18 protein-coding genes are annotated in these 17,178 nt (G+C 63.9%); 7 read left to right on the plus strand and 11 right to left on the minus strand.

Annotation, left to right across the window (positions count from 1 at the left end; genetic code table 11):
* Positions 1-35 precede the first annotated feature (35 nt).
* A complete protein-coding gene (gene poxB, locus ACSBOX_RS02085; RefSeq protein WP_442544577.1) occupies positions 36-1,772 on the plus strand; it encodes a ubiquinone-dependent pyruvate dehydrogenase in 1,737 nt (578 codons plus the stop codon).
* Positions 1,773-1,800: 28 nt separating this feature from the next.
* Here poxB and ACSBOX_RS02090 read toward each other — a convergent pair whose 3' ends face one another.
* The 9 genes from ACSBOX_RS02090 to ACSBOX_RS02130 all read right to left on the minus strand — a co-directional run bounded on the left by ACSBOX_RS02090 (position 1,801) and on the right by ACSBOX_RS02130 (position 8,471).
* The gene (locus ACSBOX_RS02090) at positions 1,801-3,489 is read right to left on the minus strand and encodes a sialidase family protein (RefSeq protein ID WP_442544578.1); all 1,689 of its coding nucleotides are present in this window, start codon (positions 3,487-3,489) and stop codon (positions 1,801-1,803) included.
* Positions 3,490-3,531: 42 nt separating this feature from the next.
* Positions 3,532-4,293 (minus strand): ABC transporter permease, encoded by a 762-nt coding sequence (locus tag ACSBOX_RS02095; RefSeq protein ID WP_442544579.1) that lies wholly within the window; start codon positions 4,291-4,293, stop codon positions 3,532-3,534.
* On the minus strand, positions 4,290-5,090 hold the full coding sequence (locus tag ACSBOX_RS02100) for an ABC transporter ATP-binding protein (protein WP_442544580.1): 801 nt from the start codon (positions 5,088-5,090) through the stop codon (positions 4,290-4,292). The genes ACSBOX_RS02095 and ACSBOX_RS02100 overlap by 4 nt, the downstream gene beginning before the upstream one ends.
* A gap of 2 nt (positions 5,091-5,092) precedes the next feature.
* Positions 5,093-5,467, minus strand: coding sequence for a DUF1048 domain-containing protein (locus tag ACSBOX_RS02105; protein ID WP_442545942.1), 375 nt, complete (start codon positions 5,465-5,467; stop codon positions 5,093-5,095).
* 2 nt (positions 5,468-5,469) lie between these two features.
* Positions 5,470-5,799: a PadR family transcriptional regulator gene (locus tag ACSBOX_RS02110; protein ID WP_442544581.1), complete on the minus strand. Its 330-nt coding sequence runs from the start codon at positions 5,797-5,799 to the stop codon at positions 5,470-5,472.
* Between the two features lie 100 nt (positions 5,800-5,899).
* A complete protein-coding gene (locus ACSBOX_RS02115) occupies positions 5,900-6,679 on the minus strand; it encodes a 2-phosphosulfolactate phosphatase (RefSeq protein ID WP_442544582.1) in 780 nt (259 codons plus the stop codon).
* On the minus strand, positions 6,676-7,545 hold the full coding sequence (locus ACSBOX_RS02120) for a DUF4031 domain-containing protein (RefSeq protein ID WP_442544583.1): 870 nt from the start codon (positions 7,543-7,545) through the stop codon (positions 6,676-6,678). The genes ACSBOX_RS02115 and ACSBOX_RS02120 overlap by 4 nt, the downstream gene beginning before the upstream one ends.
* 16 nt (positions 7,546-7,561) lie before the next feature.
* Positions 7,562-8,029 carry an SRPBCC family protein gene (locus tag ACSBOX_RS02125; RefSeq protein ID WP_442544584.1) on the minus strand — a complete coding sequence of 156 codons (468 nt, stop codon included), beginning with the start codon at positions 8,027-8,029 and terminating at the stop codon, positions 7,562-7,564.
* A 103-nt stretch (positions 8,030-8,132) separates the two neighbouring features.
* A complete protein-coding gene (locus ACSBOX_RS02130; RefSeq protein ID WP_442544585.1) occupies positions 8,133-8,471 on the minus strand; it encodes a hypothetical protein in 339 nt (112 codons plus the stop codon).
* A 224-nt stretch (positions 8,472-8,695) separates the two neighbouring features.
* Here ACSBOX_RS02130 and clpB point away from each other — a divergent pair, with 224 nt between their 5' ends.
* Positions 8,696-11,365 (plus strand): ATP-dependent chaperone ClpB, encoded by a 2,670-nt coding sequence (clpB, locus tag ACSBOX_RS02135; RefSeq protein WP_442544586.1) that lies wholly within the window; start codon positions 8,696-8,698, stop codon positions 11,363-11,365.
* Here clpB and ACSBOX_RS02140 read toward each other — a convergent pair whose 3' ends face one another.
* Entirely contained in the window at positions 11,366-11,986 is a 621-nt protein-coding gene (locus tag ACSBOX_RS02140; RefSeq protein WP_442544587.1) for a septum formation family protein, read from the minus strand. It abuts the gene before it with no gap.
* A gap of 221 nt (positions 11,987-12,207) precedes the next feature.
* Between ACSBOX_RS02140 and ACSBOX_RS02145 the strand changes: the two genes are divergently transcribed.
* Complete coding sequence (locus ACSBOX_RS02145; RefSeq protein ID WP_028265518.1) at positions 12,208-12,441, plus strand: DUF3073 domain-containing protein; 234 nt, start codon at positions 12,208-12,210, stop codon at positions 12,439-12,441.
* A gap of 224 nt (positions 12,442-12,665) precedes the next feature.
* Here ACSBOX_RS02145 and ACSBOX_RS02150 read toward each other — a convergent pair whose 3' ends face one another.
* The gene (locus tag ACSBOX_RS02150; protein WP_442544588.1) at positions 12,666-13,292 is read right to left on the minus strand and encodes a GntR family transcriptional regulator; all 627 of its coding nucleotides are present in this window, start codon (positions 13,290-13,292) and stop codon (positions 12,666-12,668) included.
* A gap of 112 nt (positions 13,293-13,404) precedes the next feature.
* On the opposite strand from ACSBOX_RS02150, the gene ACSBOX_RS02155 reads away from it, so the two are divergent.
* From ACSBOX_RS02155 to ACSBOX_RS02170, 4 genes are read left to right on the plus strand one after another with little or no spacing between them, the layout of a single operon-like run.
* A complete protein-coding gene (locus tag ACSBOX_RS02155; RefSeq protein WP_442544589.1) occupies positions 13,405-14,457 on the plus strand; it encodes a succinylglutamate desuccinylase in 1,053 nt (350 codons plus the stop codon).
* Positions 14,444-15,388: an ABC transporter substrate-binding protein gene (locus ACSBOX_RS02160; RefSeq protein WP_442544590.1), complete on the plus strand. Its 945-nt coding sequence runs from the start codon at positions 14,444-14,446 to the stop codon at positions 15,386-15,388. Before ACSBOX_RS02155 ends, ACSBOX_RS02160 begins: the two co-directional genes overlap by 14 nt.
* Positions 15,385-16,371, plus strand: coding sequence for an amino acid ABC transporter permease (locus ACSBOX_RS02165; protein WP_442544591.1), 987 nt, complete (start codon positions 15,385-15,387; stop codon positions 16,369-16,371). The genes ACSBOX_RS02160 and ACSBOX_RS02165 overlap by 4 nt, the downstream gene beginning before the upstream one ends.
* Positions 16,368-17,168 (plus strand): amino acid ABC transporter ATP-binding protein, encoded by an 801-nt coding sequence (locus tag ACSBOX_RS02170; RefSeq protein WP_442544592.1) that lies wholly within the window; start codon positions 16,368-16,370, stop codon positions 17,166-17,168. The genes ACSBOX_RS02165 and ACSBOX_RS02170 overlap by 4 nt, the downstream gene beginning before the upstream one ends.
* The last annotated feature ends 10 nt before the right edge of the window (positions 17,169-17,178 follow it).

The following is a 17,178-nucleotide window of genomic DNA, read 5'->3' on the forward strand; positions in this document are numbered from 1 at the left end:
CTATCTGCACTGCCTCCCCTCGAAAGGAACAGTCCATGTCCGCCGCCAGGAACACTGTTGCCAAGAACATCGTCGCCACCCTCAAAGCCAACAACGTCCAGCGTGTCTACGGGATCCCCGGAGATTCCCTGAACGGATTCACGGACGCGCTGCGGGAAGAGGAGAGCATCCGTTGGGTGCATGTCCGGCACGAGGAAGCCGCGGCGTTGGCGGCCGCCGCCGAGGCGGGCCTCACGGATGAACTTGCGGTGTGCGCCGGATCCTGCGGCCCCGGCAACCTGCACCTGATCAACGGCCTCTACGATGCCAACAAGTCCAGGGTTCCCGTATTGGCCATCGCTGCCCACATTCCGAGCGAAGAGATCGGCAGCCAGTACTTCCAGGAGACGCACCCCCAGGAGTTGTTCCGGGAGTGCAGCGTCTATGTCGAGCACGTCGCCCATCCTTCCCAGATGCCCAGGGTCTTGGAAATCGCCATGCGGACTGCGGTCGAGAAGCGGGGCGTCGCCGTCGTCGTGATTCCCGGCGACGTGGCCCTCGCGGAGGCGCAGAGCGACCGGACCGCCGTGATCCGGGCCGCCAGGCCGGAGATCCGGCCCAACCCCCGGGAGCTCGCCGAGGCAGCGGGCATTCTCAACGCGGCCGGCAAAGTCACCATCCTGGCCGGTGCCGGCACTGCGGGTGCGCACGCCGAGGTCATGGCTCTGGCCGACGCACTCGGGGCGCCGATTGTCCACGCGATGCGCGGCAAGGAGCACATCGAGTACGACAACCCGTTCGACGTCGGCATGACCGGCCTTTTGGGGTTCAGTTCGGGCTATCGCGCGATGGAGAGCTGCGAAGCCTTGCTCATGCTGGGCACCGATTTTCCGTACCAGCAGTTCTATCCGGAGAACGCCAAGATCATCCAGGTAGACATCAGGGGCGAACAGCTCGGCCGGCGGTCCCGGATCGATCTTGGCCTTGTGGGCACAGTCAAGGACACCGCGGCCTCGCTCCTGCCGCTGATTGAGCGCAAGGCGAAGCGAACACACCTGAGTACTTCGCTCAAGCACTACGCGAAGTCGCGCGCCAAACTCGACGACCTGGCCTCTCCGGCCAAGGACGGCCAGCCCATCCACCCGCAGTTCGTGGGCAGGCTCGTGGATGAGTTGGCGGACACGGATGCGGTCTTCACGTGCGACGTCGGGTCCCCCACCGTGTGGGCGGCCCGGTACCTGAGCATGAATGGCCGACGCCGGCTTCTCGGCTCGTTCAACCACGGAACCATGGCCAATGCGCTGTCGCACGGAATAGGTGCGGCCGCCGCGTATCCCGGACGCCAAGTGGTTGCCCTGGCCGGCGACGGCGGCTTGACCATGCTTCTCGGCGAACTGATCACCTTGGTGCAGAACAAACTCCCGGTCAAAGTAGTGGTCTTCAACAACTCCTCGCTGAACTTCGTCGAACTCGAAATGAAGGCCGCGGGATTCGTCAATTTCGGCACGGAGCTCGAGAATCCGGACTTCGCCAAACTGGCGGAATCGTTGGGAATCCGCGGAATCCGGGTGGATGACTCCTCCGGTCTGAAGGCGGGACTGGCTGAAGCCTTCGCGCACGACGGTCCGGCCCTCATCGACGTCCGCACGGCCCGGCAGGAACTGTCCATTCCGCCGGCGATCAGTGCCGAACAGGTCAAGGGCTTCACGCTCTACGCGATCCGGACGGTCCTCTCCGGCCGCGGCGACCAGCTCATCGACCTCGCCAAGACCAACATCCGCCAGATCTTCTAACCGGAACCGCTACCGGCCTAGCCGGCCGTCACGGCTCCGTTGGGCAGATCGAAAGTGAAGCTGCGCTCCACCACCTGCGTGCCGCCGTCGTACGCCCCGCGAAAATCAGCTCAAGCGAGTCCCGCGCCAGATCCCCCGCGGTGACCGTGTACACCGGCGTGAAATACAGCGCTTCCGCACCCGGCGCCAGATCGGCCGGCGGGAAGTCCCCCGGGTTCGCGTGCGGTCCCCGGAGTACGACGCCGGACGCCGCTTGGGTGCCGAGGTTGCGGGCGCGTCCGGTGAAGGCGAGGATGTCCCCGGCTTTGTAGCCCGGAATGATGGGCCCGTAGTTGAGGTCCTGGGCTTCGCGGGTGCCGAGTACCTGCGCCTGCTCTGCTGAGTACCCTTGGCCGATTTCCTTCCAGGTCTGCACGTCCCAGTCGCCGTCGTTGTCCGCGGCGATGACGTGGAATTCGCCGGCGTTCTGCCACACCGCGGGTCGGCCGGGAGTGATGGAGCGCAGTTCCATGTGAAACTCGAGGGGGTCGGGCCGGGTTTCAGGTGCGCCCGCAAAAGCACCCGCCGCACCCGAAAGCTGCTCCGTCAGCTGCTCCACCGGCAAGGAAACGAACACGATCTCGCGGTATCCCTGCCGCTCGTACAAGACGCCGATGTTGCCATCCGGGAGCCGCGCCGCCGTCGAGTATGCCGAGCTTCCCTCGCACAGGACCAGCTTGGCGGGCCAGCTGGCCCCGTTGTCGGTGGAGAGGCTGAGGACTGTATTGCGGCGCAGGGAGGTGTCCTGGTTGTTGCTCGCGAGCACCCAGCTGTTGGTGCCCGGTATGGCGAGCGACGCCACGCCCGGCAACCCGTCGAAGCGGACAAGCGAGCCGTTGTCGCTCGGGTCCGGGAGGTCCTCGACCGGTTCCAGCTGGCTCCACGTCTCACCGCCGTCATGGGAGATTGCCGCGAGTCGCCGGGGAGTGGCCCGCGAGTGCAGCAGGAGGCGGCCGTCGTCGAGGCAGGCCACCTTGGTCTCGTTGGGGTCGACCCCGTCCGGACCCTTTCCGATCAGCGATCCGAGCGTCCAGTTCTCGCCGTGGTCGTCGCTGTACGCGGAAGCCGCCATGATTTCGCCGTCCACGAGGACGACGAATTGTTGCACCAGGCGGCCCGCGAACGGACCGGTGTGCATCTGGATTCCCTGCCCGGCCGCGGCGAAGATCCCCGTGATGCCGCGGTCGCCGGCACCGCCGCGGCCCGATTTGAGCTGATCGGTGAGCCGCCGGTGCTGCCACGTGACGCCGTCGTCGTCGGAAAAGCTGACATCGCAGTGCTGAACGTTGTCATCCGGCTCCAGGCCGCGTACCGCCTCGAAGAAACCGGCATGTGTCCCCGCGGCGTGGAACATGAAAATCCGCCCGGTCACAGCGTCCACCAGCAGGCTCGGATCGCCGTAGCCGTTGAGCCCTGAACCGCTGCGGACCACCAGCTGTTCCTCCCAGCTGCGGCCATTGTCCGTGCTGCGCCGGAGCAGGAGGTCGATCGGATTGGGGAGGTCGTCCAGGTTTGGCCTGCCGTCATAGGCTGCGAGCACTGTCCCCGCCGTCGACACCGCCAGCGCCGGGATGCGGTACTGCCGGTAGCCTCCCACGCCGCGCACCGCCAGGACGTGCTCGACGTCGGGACGGGCTGGGGGGAGTGCGGCACCATTGCGCTGGAGGTAGGAGGTCACACCTCCATTGTGCGAGACGGTGCTTCGGCTTCCCGCGGCGACCTAGCTGATCCTGCGCCGGTAGGCGGCCGCAGCGAAGAAGTACGCGAGAACGAGGATGCCGACGCACCATGCGAGGGCGACCCAAATGTCGCTGCCGATCGGCCGTTGTTCGAACAGATCCTGAATGGTGTTGACGATCGACGTGACCGGCTGGTTCTCGGCGAACGCACGCACGGGACCCGGCATAGTGGCTGTGGGGACGAAGGCCGAACTGATGAACGGCAGGAAGATGAGCGGGTAGGAGAATCCGCCGGCGCCGTCCACGGACTTCGCAGTCAGGCCCGCGATGATGGCGAGCCAGGTGAGTGCAAGGGTGAACAGTGCCAGGATTCCAATGATCGCGAGCCAGGACAGCAGGCTTGCCGACGTGCGGAATCCCATCAGGAGGGCTACCAGCACGATGATCACGAGGGAGATCCCATTGGCCACCATGGAAGTCAGCACATGTGCCCACAATACAGATGATCGTGCAATCGGCATGGAGTGGAACCGCTCGAAAATGCCGCTTTTCATGTCGGTGAACAAGCGAACGGCGGTGTACGCGATGCCAGATGCGATCGCGATCAGCATGATTCCCGGGAGAAGGTAATTGACGTAGTTCTCGGTGCCCGTTTTGATGGCGCCGCCGAACACGTAGACGAACAGCAGCATGAGGGCAATCGGCGTGATCGCGGTGGTGATAATGGTGTCCACGCTGCGGAAGATGTGACGCATGGAGTGGCCCAGCAAGACGGCCGTGTCTCCGAAGAAATGTGTGCTCATGACTGCTCCTTGCCTGACGCGACCTTGCCCTCGTTCCCCACCAGTGCGAGGAAGATATCCTCCAAGGTGGGCTGCTTTTCGACGTACTCGACCTTCGCTGCTGGAAGTAGTTGCTTGAGCTCGGCGAGAGTGCCGTTCGCGATGATGCGCCCCTGGTGGAGGATGGCGATCCGGTCCGCGAGTTGTTCGGCCTCGTCGAGATACTGCGTGGTGAGCAGCACGGTGGTTCCCTGGTTGGCGAGCTCCTGGACTACCTGCCACACCTCGATGCGTGCCTCGGGGTCGAGGCCAGTGGTCGGCTCATCGAGGAAGATCACCTCGGGCTGCCCGATCAGGCTCATCGCGATATCAAGGCGACGGCGCATGCCTCCCGAATACGCGGACACTTTGCGGGATGCCGCCTCCGAGAGATTGAAGCGCGCCAGAAGATCATCCGCCGCCCGGCCGGGATCCTTCAGGTGCCGCAACCTGGCAACCAGCACCAAGTTTTCCCGGCCGGAGAGGATTTCATCGACTGCCGCGAATTGTCCGGTCAGGCTGATGGATTCCCGCACCTGCTGCGCGTGCGCCACGACGTCGAGTCCATTGACGCTGGCAGAACCGGCGTCCGGGCTCAGGAGCGTGGACAGGATTTTCACCATCGTGGTCTTTCCTGCTCCGTTGGAGCCAAGAAGGGCGAAGATGGTGCCCGGTTCCACGTCGAAGTCCACCCCGCGGAGCACGTGCAGTTCCTTGTAGGACTTTTCGATGCCACGCACGCGGATCGCGGGTTCGCGGGCGATGGGTGCACTGGTCATGATTATTCCTCCTTCCCATCGTCTCCGGCGGCGGCGTCGATGGCCTTGACCAGGCGTTCACGCTCCTTGTTGATCCACTGACCGACCGTGTAGTTGCGCATGAACGTTTCGGCGAACTCCACCGGGTCGTCGCCGACGATCGCGCGGATCGGCGTTCCGTCCGCGGCGCTCTGTTCGAAGAGATCGGTGAGATCGCCGAGCATCCGCAGCAGGACATCTCCCTTGGTGATGGCCCCGAAGTACATCAGGTACCGTTCCAGCGCGGTCGCCGCTGCGCGATAGTCCGCGGGAAGCTGTTCCACGCGTGCCTTGTTCTGCCGGTATTGCTTCTTCTGTTCGAGCGATCCCGTGAGCTGCTCGATCCACCCTGCGGCCATGTTCACTTTCCTCCCTTTCGGAGCTGTTCCAGTCGCTCGGACAGGAAACTCCATGTGTTCCAGAATTCGTCCAGTTCCTTCTCGCCCTGCTCGTTGAGCGAATACACCTTGCGCGGCGGTCCCTTCTCGGACGGCCGCTTCTCGACGTCCACAAGGCCCTTCTGCTCGATCCTGACGAGCAGCGCGTACACGGTGCCCTCGGCGATCTCGGTGAAGCCCTGCGCCCGGAGCAGCGTCGTGATTTCGTACCCGTACGCGGGATTCCCGGTCAGGAGGGCGAGAACGATGCCCTCGAGGGTCCCTTTGAGCATCTCCGTCATCTGCCTGCCCATCGGACACCTCCTCTCACTACTCAGTGTTACTAGCTACTGGTACATAGTACCGCTAAGTAGTGGAGGTGCAAGCCCCTCATGGAAACATTCAGAAGCGCGCTCAAGGCCGCTGGAACGCGCCGTTCCTCAACAGGGCCACGGCGGTCCCGGCGTCAAGTTCGGCGGCGATCTCGACGTCGTCCGCGTAGCCTGCGCCGATCAACTCCCGGCCGCTGGAGCAATCCCTCAGGGCGTCGTGGAGCTTCGGTTCTGCGGAGTTGAACACCGCCATCGCGGCAACAGCCTCCGGCGCGAAACCTTCCCTGCCGTCTTCCGGCGTGAAGCCGCCCCGCCCTGCGGCGGCAAGCCCGGCAATGAAGGCGCCGGCTCCGATCTGATCCTCGACGGCGGGCCGGAGCGAACCGCCGGGCCATAGCTCGCCGGCTGCGATCACCGCCACTACTGCATCCGGGGAGAGTTCGGCCGCCACCCACTCCACGGTGGCGGCTGCGTTGCGAAGTGACACGGCCGCGACGAGCGGGATATCCCGGGCGAGCCCATATGCGATGGAAGAGCCGTTGGGCGAAGGCAGCACCACGCGGTTCAACGTCCGCGCGTCCCGCAAGCTCGACGGCGAGAGGCTCAGTCCGCCGCCGCCTCGCGGACCAGCCAGCTGGGCATCGTGGTGGGCGGCGAAATCTTCGGCCCCGGCGTCCTTCCACGGGTACGGGAACACCACGGCGCCGCGATCGACGGCGACGCTGACGCAGGTGGTGAAGGAAAGGACGTCAACCACGACGGCGAGGTCCGCCCCGGACGCAATGGAACGGGCGCCGTCGAGACCCCACTCAAACCTCACGGTGAATGGAAGCTGCCGGTGCACCGTTCCCGCCATGGTCATGACAGTTCGGTCTCCAGGTTGCGGCGGGCGGCATCAAGCCACAGGCTTTTCGCGCGTTCGCTGTGGAAGAGCGGGTCCAGGGCGAGCAGTTGGCGGACGACGGCGGTCCGGCCTGCGGCGAAGTCGGCATCGCTGACGTGGGCGTAGTCCTCGCGGACAGCTGCCAGGTAGCGGGCGTAGGCCGCGGGTTCTGCGCCGAGGATGGACAGATCGGCGTCGCACAGGAGGGCTCCGGTGTGGTCTCCCGGTTCGGGGCTGTGGGTGGAGGTCAGCCTGACGAGCCGGGCAACGTCGTCGATCACTGGCCCGGGAAGGCCCGCAATGGCCAGGCGGTCCTCGGCCAGCCTGGCTGATTGCTCTTCGTCCTGCCCGGCGATTCCCTCGTAGACGGCGTCGTGGAACCAGGCGGCCAAAGTCACCGAGTGCGGGGGAAGGGCGGGCTCGCTGAGGAGGTCCAGGGCTTCCAGGACCGCCAGTAAATGTGTGCGGCTGTGGTACTTCCGATGCTCCTCGCCCCAGCGTTCGAGGAGCTCGAAACCCAGCTCCTCATGCCCCGGAAGCGTCGAATTCCAGCGCTCCAGCAAGGGCACGGTGAGCGCCTTGCTGCGTTGGCGGGCAGGAATCCGCAAGCCACTCGCGATCAGTTTCCGCACAAGAATGCGCGCCTCCACGGGGATGGCACCTGCGGACAGGAGGTCCCGGTAGCGGCGTTCCGGGACGTCGTAATGGTCGCCGTCGAAGGCCCGCTCGGGAATCCCCGCGGCCTGGGCGAAGGCATGCAGTTCCTCGAGCGACGTGTCCGAGACGAGATGCGAGAACACAGTCCCGTGCGCGGGCCACAGCGGCGGATCAACGTAGACAGCCATGGCCAGCGCCTGGGAACTAGGAGTTTTTCCGGGTGGCTACCGCCGAGAGTGCGGTCAGGCCCTTTTCGAAGTCGCCGCCCACCATCTTTTCCATGTTCATGAACAGGGCGAAGATCTTGCCGAGGCCCTTGTTCTCGCCGGTCATGGTCCAGGTGACGCGGGTGCCGTCCCCTTCGGGCACGAACGTGAATCCCGTGGGGTTGACGGCCTTCATGGGCTTGGTGAATTCGAGGCGGATGTCGATCTTGCCGGGCTCCTCCGAGCCGACGATCTCCATGGTTCCGGTGCCGGCCTTGTTGTTGCCGCTCCAGGCATACTTTGCTCCGACGCCGGATTCGTTGCCCGAGTAGCTGCGGCTCAGCTGGGGGTCAACGGCCTCCCACGGAGACCACTTGGTCCACTCGTGGAAGTTGTTGACGAAGGGGAAGATGTCGGAGGGCGCGGCGGGGATCAGCGCATTGCGAGTGACTGTGAAGGGTGCCATGTGCATATCGTACGGCTTTGTCGGGATCGTGGGTGCGGGCCGCGCGCTGCGTTCCGGCACGCAGCTCACGGCCCGGACCCACGATGTCGACGCCGGTGGTGATTTACATGCCCGGGATGTCGAGTGCTTCGTAGACGGTGATCGAGGCTTCGGGAGCCATGAGGAAATGCGGGTGGCCTTCGAGGAGCTTCAGTGCCCCGTCCATGTCTTCGGCCTGCAGGACACTGTAACCGCCCACGCCGGTCTCCGCGTCGGATACACCAGAGTTCCCGACCACTTTGCCGCCACCGAGGGGAGTGCCAAGATCGGCAATCCCGTCGCCGGCCTTCGCGGCCCAGTCCATCCACAGCTTCATGCCTTCGGCCGCTGCCTCGGGGGAGCTGTCAGCCATGGCGGATTCCGCGGATTGCGGTGCGTTGTAGAGAACTACGAACTTCTTCATCGCGTGTCCTTTTTCTCATGCTCGCCAGGGGTTTTTCCACCCGGTCACACCTGATCCTAGGACTACGGACCGGAAACAGCGAGGGGCTTTTGCACATAGCCGGGGGAGGCTATGGACAGCAGTTTCGCCGTCGGCAAACATGGAGCAGGAGGGATGATTCGGCAAAGTTGAGCATAGTAGACTCAACTTTGAGAAATAGTCATTTTCCCGAAAGGAGCTCTTCCATGGACGTCAAATTCACCACCAAGAGCCAGGAGGCTCTTTCCGCGGCGGCCATGAACGCCTCCACCGCCGGAAATCCGCAGCTGGAGCCGGCCCACTTGCTCAAAGCGCTCATGGACCAGCGCGAGGGCGTCGCAGTGGCGCTTTTGCGCGCCACTGGAGCGGACCCGGATGCCGTGAGCGTACAGGCGAGTTCGGCCATCAAGGCCCTGCCGTCGTCGTCGGGCAGTTCCGTGCAGCAAGCGCAGCTTTCCCGCCCTTCCATGCAGGCGATCCAGGCTGCCCAGAACGAGGCCGAGAAACTCGGTGATTCCTTCGTGTCCACTGAGCACCTCCTTTTGGGTCTCTCTGCCGGGAGCGATGCCGTAGGGAAGCTACTGCGCGACGCCGGTGCCTCCCACGAAGCGCTCCTCGCCGCCCTGCCGGGTGTCCGCGGCGACCGGAAAGTCACCTCGCAGGACCCGGAAAACACCTTCCAGGCGCTGGAGAAATACGGTACGGACCTCACCGCCGTCGCGCGCTCCGGCAAGCTGGATCCTGTGATCGGGCGGGACAGCGAAATCCGGCGGGTGGTCCAGGTCCTGAGCCGCCGCACCAAGAACAACCCCGTGCTGATCGGTGAACCGGGTGTCGGCAAGACGGCCGTCGTCGAGGGCCTCGCCCAGCGCATGGTGGCCGGCGACGTGCCGGAAAGCCTGCGAGGCAAGACCCTCATCGCGCTGGACCTCGCGTCCATGGTGGCCGGCGCGAAATATCGCGGCGAATTCGAGGAACGGCTCAAGGCCGTGCTGGAGGAGATCAAGAACTCCAACGGGCAGATCGTCACCTTCATCGACGAAATCCACACGGTGGTGGGTGCCGGTGCCACCGGTGAAAGCGCCATGGACGCAGGGAACATGCTCAAGCCGATGCTGGCCCGCGGCGAACTGCGGCTCATCGGCGCCACCACGCTGGACGAGTACCGCGAGAATGTCGAGAAGGACCCCGCCCTGGAACGACGCTTCCAGCAGGTCTATGTCGGTGAGCCGAGCGTGGAGGACACCATCGGCATCCTCCGCGGCCTCAAGGAACGCTACGAGGCCCACCACAAGGTGGCGATCGCGGACTCCGCCCTCGTGGCCGCGGCCACGCTCTCCAACCGCTACATCTCGGGCCGCCAGTTGCCGGACAAGGCGATCGACCTCGTGGACGAGGCTGCGTCCCGGCTGCGCATGGAAATTGACTCCGCTCCCGAGGAAATCGACCAGCTTCGCCGTGCCGTGGATCGCCTCACCATGGAGGAATTGGCCCTCGAGCGCGAGACTGATGCGGCCTCGATCGAACGCCTCGCTGCGCTTCGTGCGGACAAGGCGGACAAGAAGGAAGCCCTTGCGGCGTTGAATGCCCGTTGGGAATCCGAGAAGGCCGGCCTCAACCGCGTCGGCGACCTCAAGGCGAAAATCGACGAATTGCGGTCGGCCGCCGAAAAGTACCAGCGCGAGGGCGACCTTGAGGCTGCCTCGCGCATTCTCTATGGCGAACTGCCCGCGTTGGAGCGCGAGCTCAGTGCGGCAGCCGAGGAAGAGTCGGCCCGGGAAGCGCGAGGTGAAGCGAAGCCCGCCCTGATGGTCGCGGACGAAGTCACGGCGGACGATATAGCCGAGGTCATTTCCGCCTGGACCGGGATCCCCGCCGGCCGCATGCTGCAGGGCGAATCCCAGAAACTGCTGCACATGGAAGAGGAACTCGGGAAGAGGCTGATCGGCCAGTCCAAGGCGGTGGCCGCCGTCTCCGACGCCGTCCGCCGCGCACGTGCGGGCATCAGCGACCCCAACCGCCCCACGGGTTCGTTCCTGTTCCTGGGCCCCACCGGCGTCGGTAAGACCGAACTCGCCAAGGCACTTGCTGACTTCCTGTTCGACGACGAGCGCGCCATGGTGCGCATCGACATGTCCGAGTACGGGGAGAAGCACTCCGTAGCCCGGCTGGTCGGTGCCCCTCCCGGATACGTGGGCTACGAGGAGGGCGGCCAGCTCACTGAAGCGGTCCGCCGTCGGCCCTACTCCGTGATCCTGCTCGACGAGGTGGAGAAAGCCCATCCGGAGGTGTTCGACATCCTCCTGCAAGTGCTCGACGACGGCCGCCTCACCGACGGGCAGGGCCGCACCGTGGACTTCCGGAACACCATCCTGGTGCTCACGTCGAACCACGGTAGCCAGTTCCTCGTGGATCCGACCCTGGACCCCACGGCGAAGCGAAACGCGGTCATGGCCGTGGTCAACGCGTCCTTCAAGCCGGAGTTCCTCAACAGGCTCGATGAAATTGTCCTGTTTGATGCCCTCAGCGTGGACGAACTCGCGAGGATCGTCGAGCTGCACGTGGACGAGCTGACCAAACGGCTGCACGACCGCCGGCTCACCCTTGAGGTCAGCGACGGCGCCCGGGCGTGGCTCGCGATGTCCGGTTACGATCCCGCCTACGGTGCCCGTCCCTTGCGACGGCTGGTTCAGCGGGAGATCGGCGACCGCTTGGCCAAGGAGATCCTCGCCGGACAAATCGCGGACGGCGACACGGTCCTGGTGGACACCGCGGCCGACGTCGACGAACTCACCATCGAGGGGCTCGAGGCTTTGACGGGTCCCGACGGCGGAGCTCCGGCGGGTAGCGGCCTGACGGTGAGGCGGAAGGACTGACTACTTCTGCAGCACGGATTCCTTGAGCGTGTTTCCCGAGTTGACCACGATGAAGCAGTCCACGCGGCGGTCACCGTTGTCCCAGCTGGTGGCGCTCGGGTACGCGTTCTGCTGCAGGAGTGCGTACTTGGTGGAGGCCTCGTTGAGCATCACGTCACGGCAGATTTCGCGGCCTTTGTCACGCAAGGCATTGGCGCCGGGGAAGCTGTCCTCAGCCTTGTAGCGGAAAATGGCACCCAGCTGGGCCGAATGGCCGGTGGTGCAGTCCACCACTTTGGACGTGGTGGCACTGGAGTCGAAATCAGCGAAGCAATCGCCCAGCTGGTAATCCTTTGCCTCGACGTCCGCCGGCAGGGGGCCGCGGCTGGTGGACGTGGCCGGTCCGGGGGTGGAAACGGCCGCCGGATGATTGGCCAGGACTCCAACGAGGACCCAGATCACCACGCCTATGAGGATCAGCACGCCCAGCACAATGCCGCCGATGATGAGCCGATACTTTGTGATGGCGTCCAAGGCGCTCCGCTGGGGGGAACCAGGGTCTACCGGCGACTCCTCGTCGCCTGTACCGTTGTTGCCCGGGTGGGTGTTGTCCTGGCCCATGTCTGAGTTTGCGCCTTTCATGCGTGCGGCCCGATATTAGGGCGACTCTACCCAAGTTTTTCATGCCAACGAACGGTGATGCTGCCAGGTGGAACTGTGACGCCGCTTTCGCGAAGGTCATGGCAAGCAGTAGGTCCCGAAAGCATGTAATCTAGACATACGACAAATTGACCAAACATTCCGGGGCCTCACCGATAGCCAAGGTGACCACCTCCGGTCCAAGTACAAAAGGGGGTCACGCCATGGGGCGCGGCCGTCAAAAGGCAAAAGCTACCAAGCAGGCTCGGGACATTAAGTACTACTCCCCGAACACTGACTATTCGGCCCTTCAGCGCGAGCTGACCGGGCCATCAAGTCGTGCGACGAGCCGATTTGCGGATGATCCGCCGGAGCCGGACTACTCGGCTTACGAGGACAAGTACGCACAGGACTTGGAAGACGATGACGACGAGGTAGACACCCGCCGTATCGGATAGCTGTAGCAACAATCAGGTGCCTCTCGGCATCGAGTTGCGTACCGCCGTCGTACACGAGGTCGTTTGGCATCCCCGGATGCCTCCCAAAACGATAGAGCCCGTAGGGCGCGCCTTGATTGGCGTGCGCTACGGGCTTTTTTCGTGCCCTTTTCTGATCGACTGCTCCGTAACTGTCGTTTTGAGGCTTGAAAACGACGGTTACGGAGCAATCGATGAGAGTGCGGTCAGTCCTTCTCGTGGCACAGATCCAGCAAAGGGATCAGTGTTTCGAGGTCGTTGGCGCGGGCAGCAGCCAGGATCTTCCGGTGGGCATCTGCCACGCGCTCAAGCTTGGCGTCGTCCAAGGGATACGAGCGGCTGATGAGCCGCTGAACCGGGTTGTCCCAGACGGATTCGAGCGTTTTCAGCAGGAATCCGTTGGGCGCCGGCGCCGCCAAGCCCAAATGGAACGCTCGCGTCGCGGTAAAGAGTTCCTCCGGGTCAGCGCTTGCCGCGCCCTCGGCGATGAGTAGCTCAAGCCGGGCAAGCTGGAGGGCTGTGTACTTGGCCCCGCACTGGCTGATGGCCATGATCTCGAGGGCCTTGCGTACCTCATAGACTTCCTCGACGGCTGACCGGGTCAGCGTCGTCGCAAAATATCCGGAGCCCGGGACCAAAGTGGCGAGTCCTTCGTGCACCAAGCGGTTCAGGGCGTCCCGGACAGGTGTCCGGGAAACGCCGTATTCTTCGGCCAGTTGTTCCTGGACCAGGGGAGCGCCAGGCTCGACCACTCCGTTGACGATCTCATTGCTGATCCTGTCGTAGACGTGCTCGCTCAGCGGCCGCATCCCCTTGGCAGCTTGCACGGCCATTTGCCTCATCCCCTTTTCGGTGTCAAAACTTGTTCAATCCTACGTGCTTTACATCACAGGATTCACTGTATACAGTGAATCCAATTCTACCAACCTCGACGAAAGTTGCCCTATGACCCTGCACATTCCACGCATACCCGGCATCGATTTTGCCGCTGTCGGCAAGCAGTTGGGTTACCTCGAGATCGAACACTCGGACAACGAGAATGACGCCGCTGTCATCCCCTCGCCCATCGCGGTCCTGAGCGGTGGAGACGGCCCCACGGTCCTCCTGATCGCCGGTACGCATGGTGACGAATATGAAGGCCAGATCCTGCTCCAAGAGCTCATCCGCACAGTAAACCCGGATGAGGTGACGGGGAGATTGATCATCCTGCCTGCCCTCAACATCGCTGCTGTCCGCGAGGGAAGACGCGTTTCCAGCGTGGACCGGGTCAATCTGAACCGGGCCCTCCCAGGCCGCGCCGACGGCGGACCAGCGCTGCAGATCGCCTCGATTGTGTCCGGTGAACTCATCCCCATGGCGGACTTTGTCATGGACATCCACTCCGGGGGAATCGCTTCGGAGTATGTTCCTTCAGCGTTCGTCTACCAAGGGCCGACGCCGGAGCTATGGGCTGAGAAGACGGCGGCGGTGGCCGCGTTCAACGCCCCTTATTCCGTCGTGGTGAAGCCCATGCTGAAGGCGGGCTCCATCAGCGGCGCTGCCGATCAGGCGGGCGTACCGATGATCTCGACCGAACTTGGCGGCAGGGGAACGGTATCCCTGCCGATCCTCAACAGGGCCCGGAAGGGACTTCGTTCGCTGCTTGGCCACTGGGGCGTGCTCAAGGACGCCGCCGCGAGCGGCGACGCGGCCTCCTCCGCCGCGGAAGCCCCGATCCAGTGGGTCGAACTCACGGCCCAGTCCCCGGTCCATTCCACCATGGCAGGCATCCTCGAGCCGGTGGTCGAACTTGGCCAGAAGGTCACGGCCGGAGACCTCGTGGCCCGGGTTCACTCAGTGGAGGAACTCGAGCGGCCTCCAAAAGACTTCTTTGCACCCATTGACGGGGTGGTCGCAATCGTTCGGCATCCCGCGCTCGTCAATGTCGGCACCATCGTGGTCAACATCGCCGTTGACCACGGAACAAGCTATGAGAAAGGCAATCATGAACTGTCCTAGATACATCTCCACAGGCGCCCTGCTGCTGGCCGCCGCCCTCGGGCTCAGCGGCTGCACCACTGCATCACTCGACGCCGGCAAGGACGTCTCGGCCAGCTCCATTCCCGGCAAAGACGCGGCGATTCCAGCGGCGCCCTTCAACCAGGCCGCCGCGAATCTCCTGCCTTCGGACGTCAAGGCCAAAGGGACGCTGGTGGTTGGCACCGACCCCACCTTCGCGCCTTATGAGTTCTACGCGGCTGACAGCAAGACCGTTGTCGGCTGGGACGCAGACTTTGCGAAAGCCGTTGGCGAGACGCTGGGGCTCGAAGTCAAGATGGTTCCCGCGACCTTCGACACCATCCTCCCGGGCGTGAGCTCGAACAAGTACGACGTCGGCATCTCGGGTTTCAACGTCACAGCCGAGCGTAAGATGAACGCCGATTTCGCCTCCTACCAAAGCAGCGGCTCAGGCCTTGCCGTCAAGGCGGGCAACCCCAAGAAACTGGCCCTCGACGCGATGAAGCTGTGCGGCACCAAGGTGGGTGGCGAGAAGGGAACCACACAGGGAATCGAGACCCTTCCGGCGTTTTCAAAGCAGTGCGTCGACGCCGGCAAGGCACCGATCGACATTCAGCTGTTTCCCTCCCAGAACGAAGCCAATCTGGCCCTCCTCTCCGGCCGCGTGGACAGTGTCCTCTCAGGTCTTGTTGGCATGAGCTACGCAAGCAAACTCTCCGGTGGCGCCTTCGAGCTCGCCAGCAACCAGGACTTCGAACCGACGCCGGTGGGCATCGCCATGCCCAAGGGTTCGCCACTCACCAAGCCGATCGTCGCGGCCGTCAGGGCGCTGATCGCGGGCGACACGTACAAAGCGATCAACGCGAAGTACGGAATCCCGGACTCGGTGACCATCAGCGCTGATGCTGTGGACGCGAGTGGTGCGAAATGAGCAGCGTGATCACTGTCCCCAAGATTGGAACAACGGACCGCGGACAGTTCACCGTGGTCTCAGCCAGGCACCCTTGGCGATGGGTGGCTGGTACCGCGGTAGCCGCCGTCGTGATCTTGCTGCTTGTTTCCGCGGTGAGCAATCCCCGATTTGGCTGGGACAAGGTGGCCCTCTACTTCCGTGACGTCGCGATCGTCAACGGGATCGGCATCACCCTGTTCCTGACGGTTGTCTGCATGGCTGTCGGCGTGGGGCTTGGCGTGGTGCTTGCGGTCATGCAGCTTTCGGCAAACCCCGTGGTGAAGGCCTCGGCAAGCGCCTACGTGACGATCTTCCGTGGCACGCCGGTCCTGGTCCAGCTGTTGTTCTGGTTCAATTTGTCGGCGCTGTACCCGGAGATCACCTTTGGTATCCCGGGCGTCAGCCTGGACGCCAACCAGATCATCACACCCCTCGCCGCAGCGATCCTCGGCCTGGGCCTCAACGAGGCTGCCTACATGTCGGAGATCGTCCGGGCAGGAATCCAGTCCATCGACCAAGGCCAAGGCGAGGCGGCGGGTGCCCTGGGCATGTCCCGTATCCAGACCCTCACTAGGGTGATCCTGCCGCAGGCCATGCGAGTCATCATCCCGCCCACGGGCAACGAGTTCATCGGCATGCTCAAAATGACGTCCCTGGTCAGCGTGTTGGCCGTCCCCGAGCTCCTGTACTCAGCCCAGATCATCTACTCGAAGAATCTCCAGGTTGTTCCTCTGCTCTTGGTGGCCAGCATTTGGTACATCATCGTCACCACGGTGTTTACGGTGGGCCAAGGTTACCTGGAACGGCGTTTCGCACGGGGAACGTCCCGTTCCGTTCCCCCGACCGCCGCCGAGCGGTTGCGGAAATTCTTCAGGGTTCACTCCGCGCAAGTCCCAGGAAAGCAGGGCTTAGGAAAGCAAGTCCCAGGAAAGCAAGTCTCAGGAAAGGACGGTCAGCCATGACCATCGACACGAAGGAAAGCCGGAAGGCGCCGGAGGTGCTTTCGCTGGTGCGCGCGGACGGCGTCCGCAAGAGTTTCGGCGACAACGAGGTCCTCAAGGGAATCGATCTCCACGTCCAAAGCGGCGAAGTGGTCTGCCTGATCGGCGCCTCGGGCTCCGGCAAAAGCACGTTTTTGCGGTGCGTGAACCACCTGGAGAAGATCGACGGCGGTCTGCTGTGGGTGGGGGACAGGGCCGTGGGCTACCGGATCAAGGGGGACAAGCTGCACGAACAGTCCCACAACGAAATCTGCGCGGATCGCACCGATATCGGCATGGTCTTCCAGCACTTCAACCTCTTCCCGCACATGACCGTGCTGGAGAACCTGATGGAAGCCCCGCTCAGGGTACTCAAGCAGCGCAAGGCGGATGTCCGCCGTCGGGCCTTGGATTTGCTGGAGAAGGTGGGCCTGTTGGAGAAGGCGGATGCTTATCCGCGGCACCTCTCCGGCGGGCAGCAGCAGCGCGTGGCGATCGCCCGGGCGCTGTGCATGCAGCCGAAGCTGATGTTGTTTGACGAGCCGACGTCGGCGCTGGATCCGGAGCTGGTGGGCGAAGTCCTCAGGGTGATGAAGGACCTGGCCCGGACGGGAATGACCATGATTGTGGTGACGCACGAAATGGGCTTCGCCCGCGACGTGGCGGATCGCGTGGTGTTCATGCACGGCGGCCGGATCATTGAGGAAGGTCCCGCCGAAGAGGTCATCGGCAACCCGCAGCATGAGCGGACCAAGACGTTCTTGTCCGCAGTTCTGTAGTTGGTTGGTA

It is taken from the genome of Arthrobacter sp. KN11-1C (assembly GCF_052180225.1).
Lineage (GTDB): Bacteria > Actinomycetota > Actinomycetes > Actinomycetales > Micrococcaceae > Arthrobacter.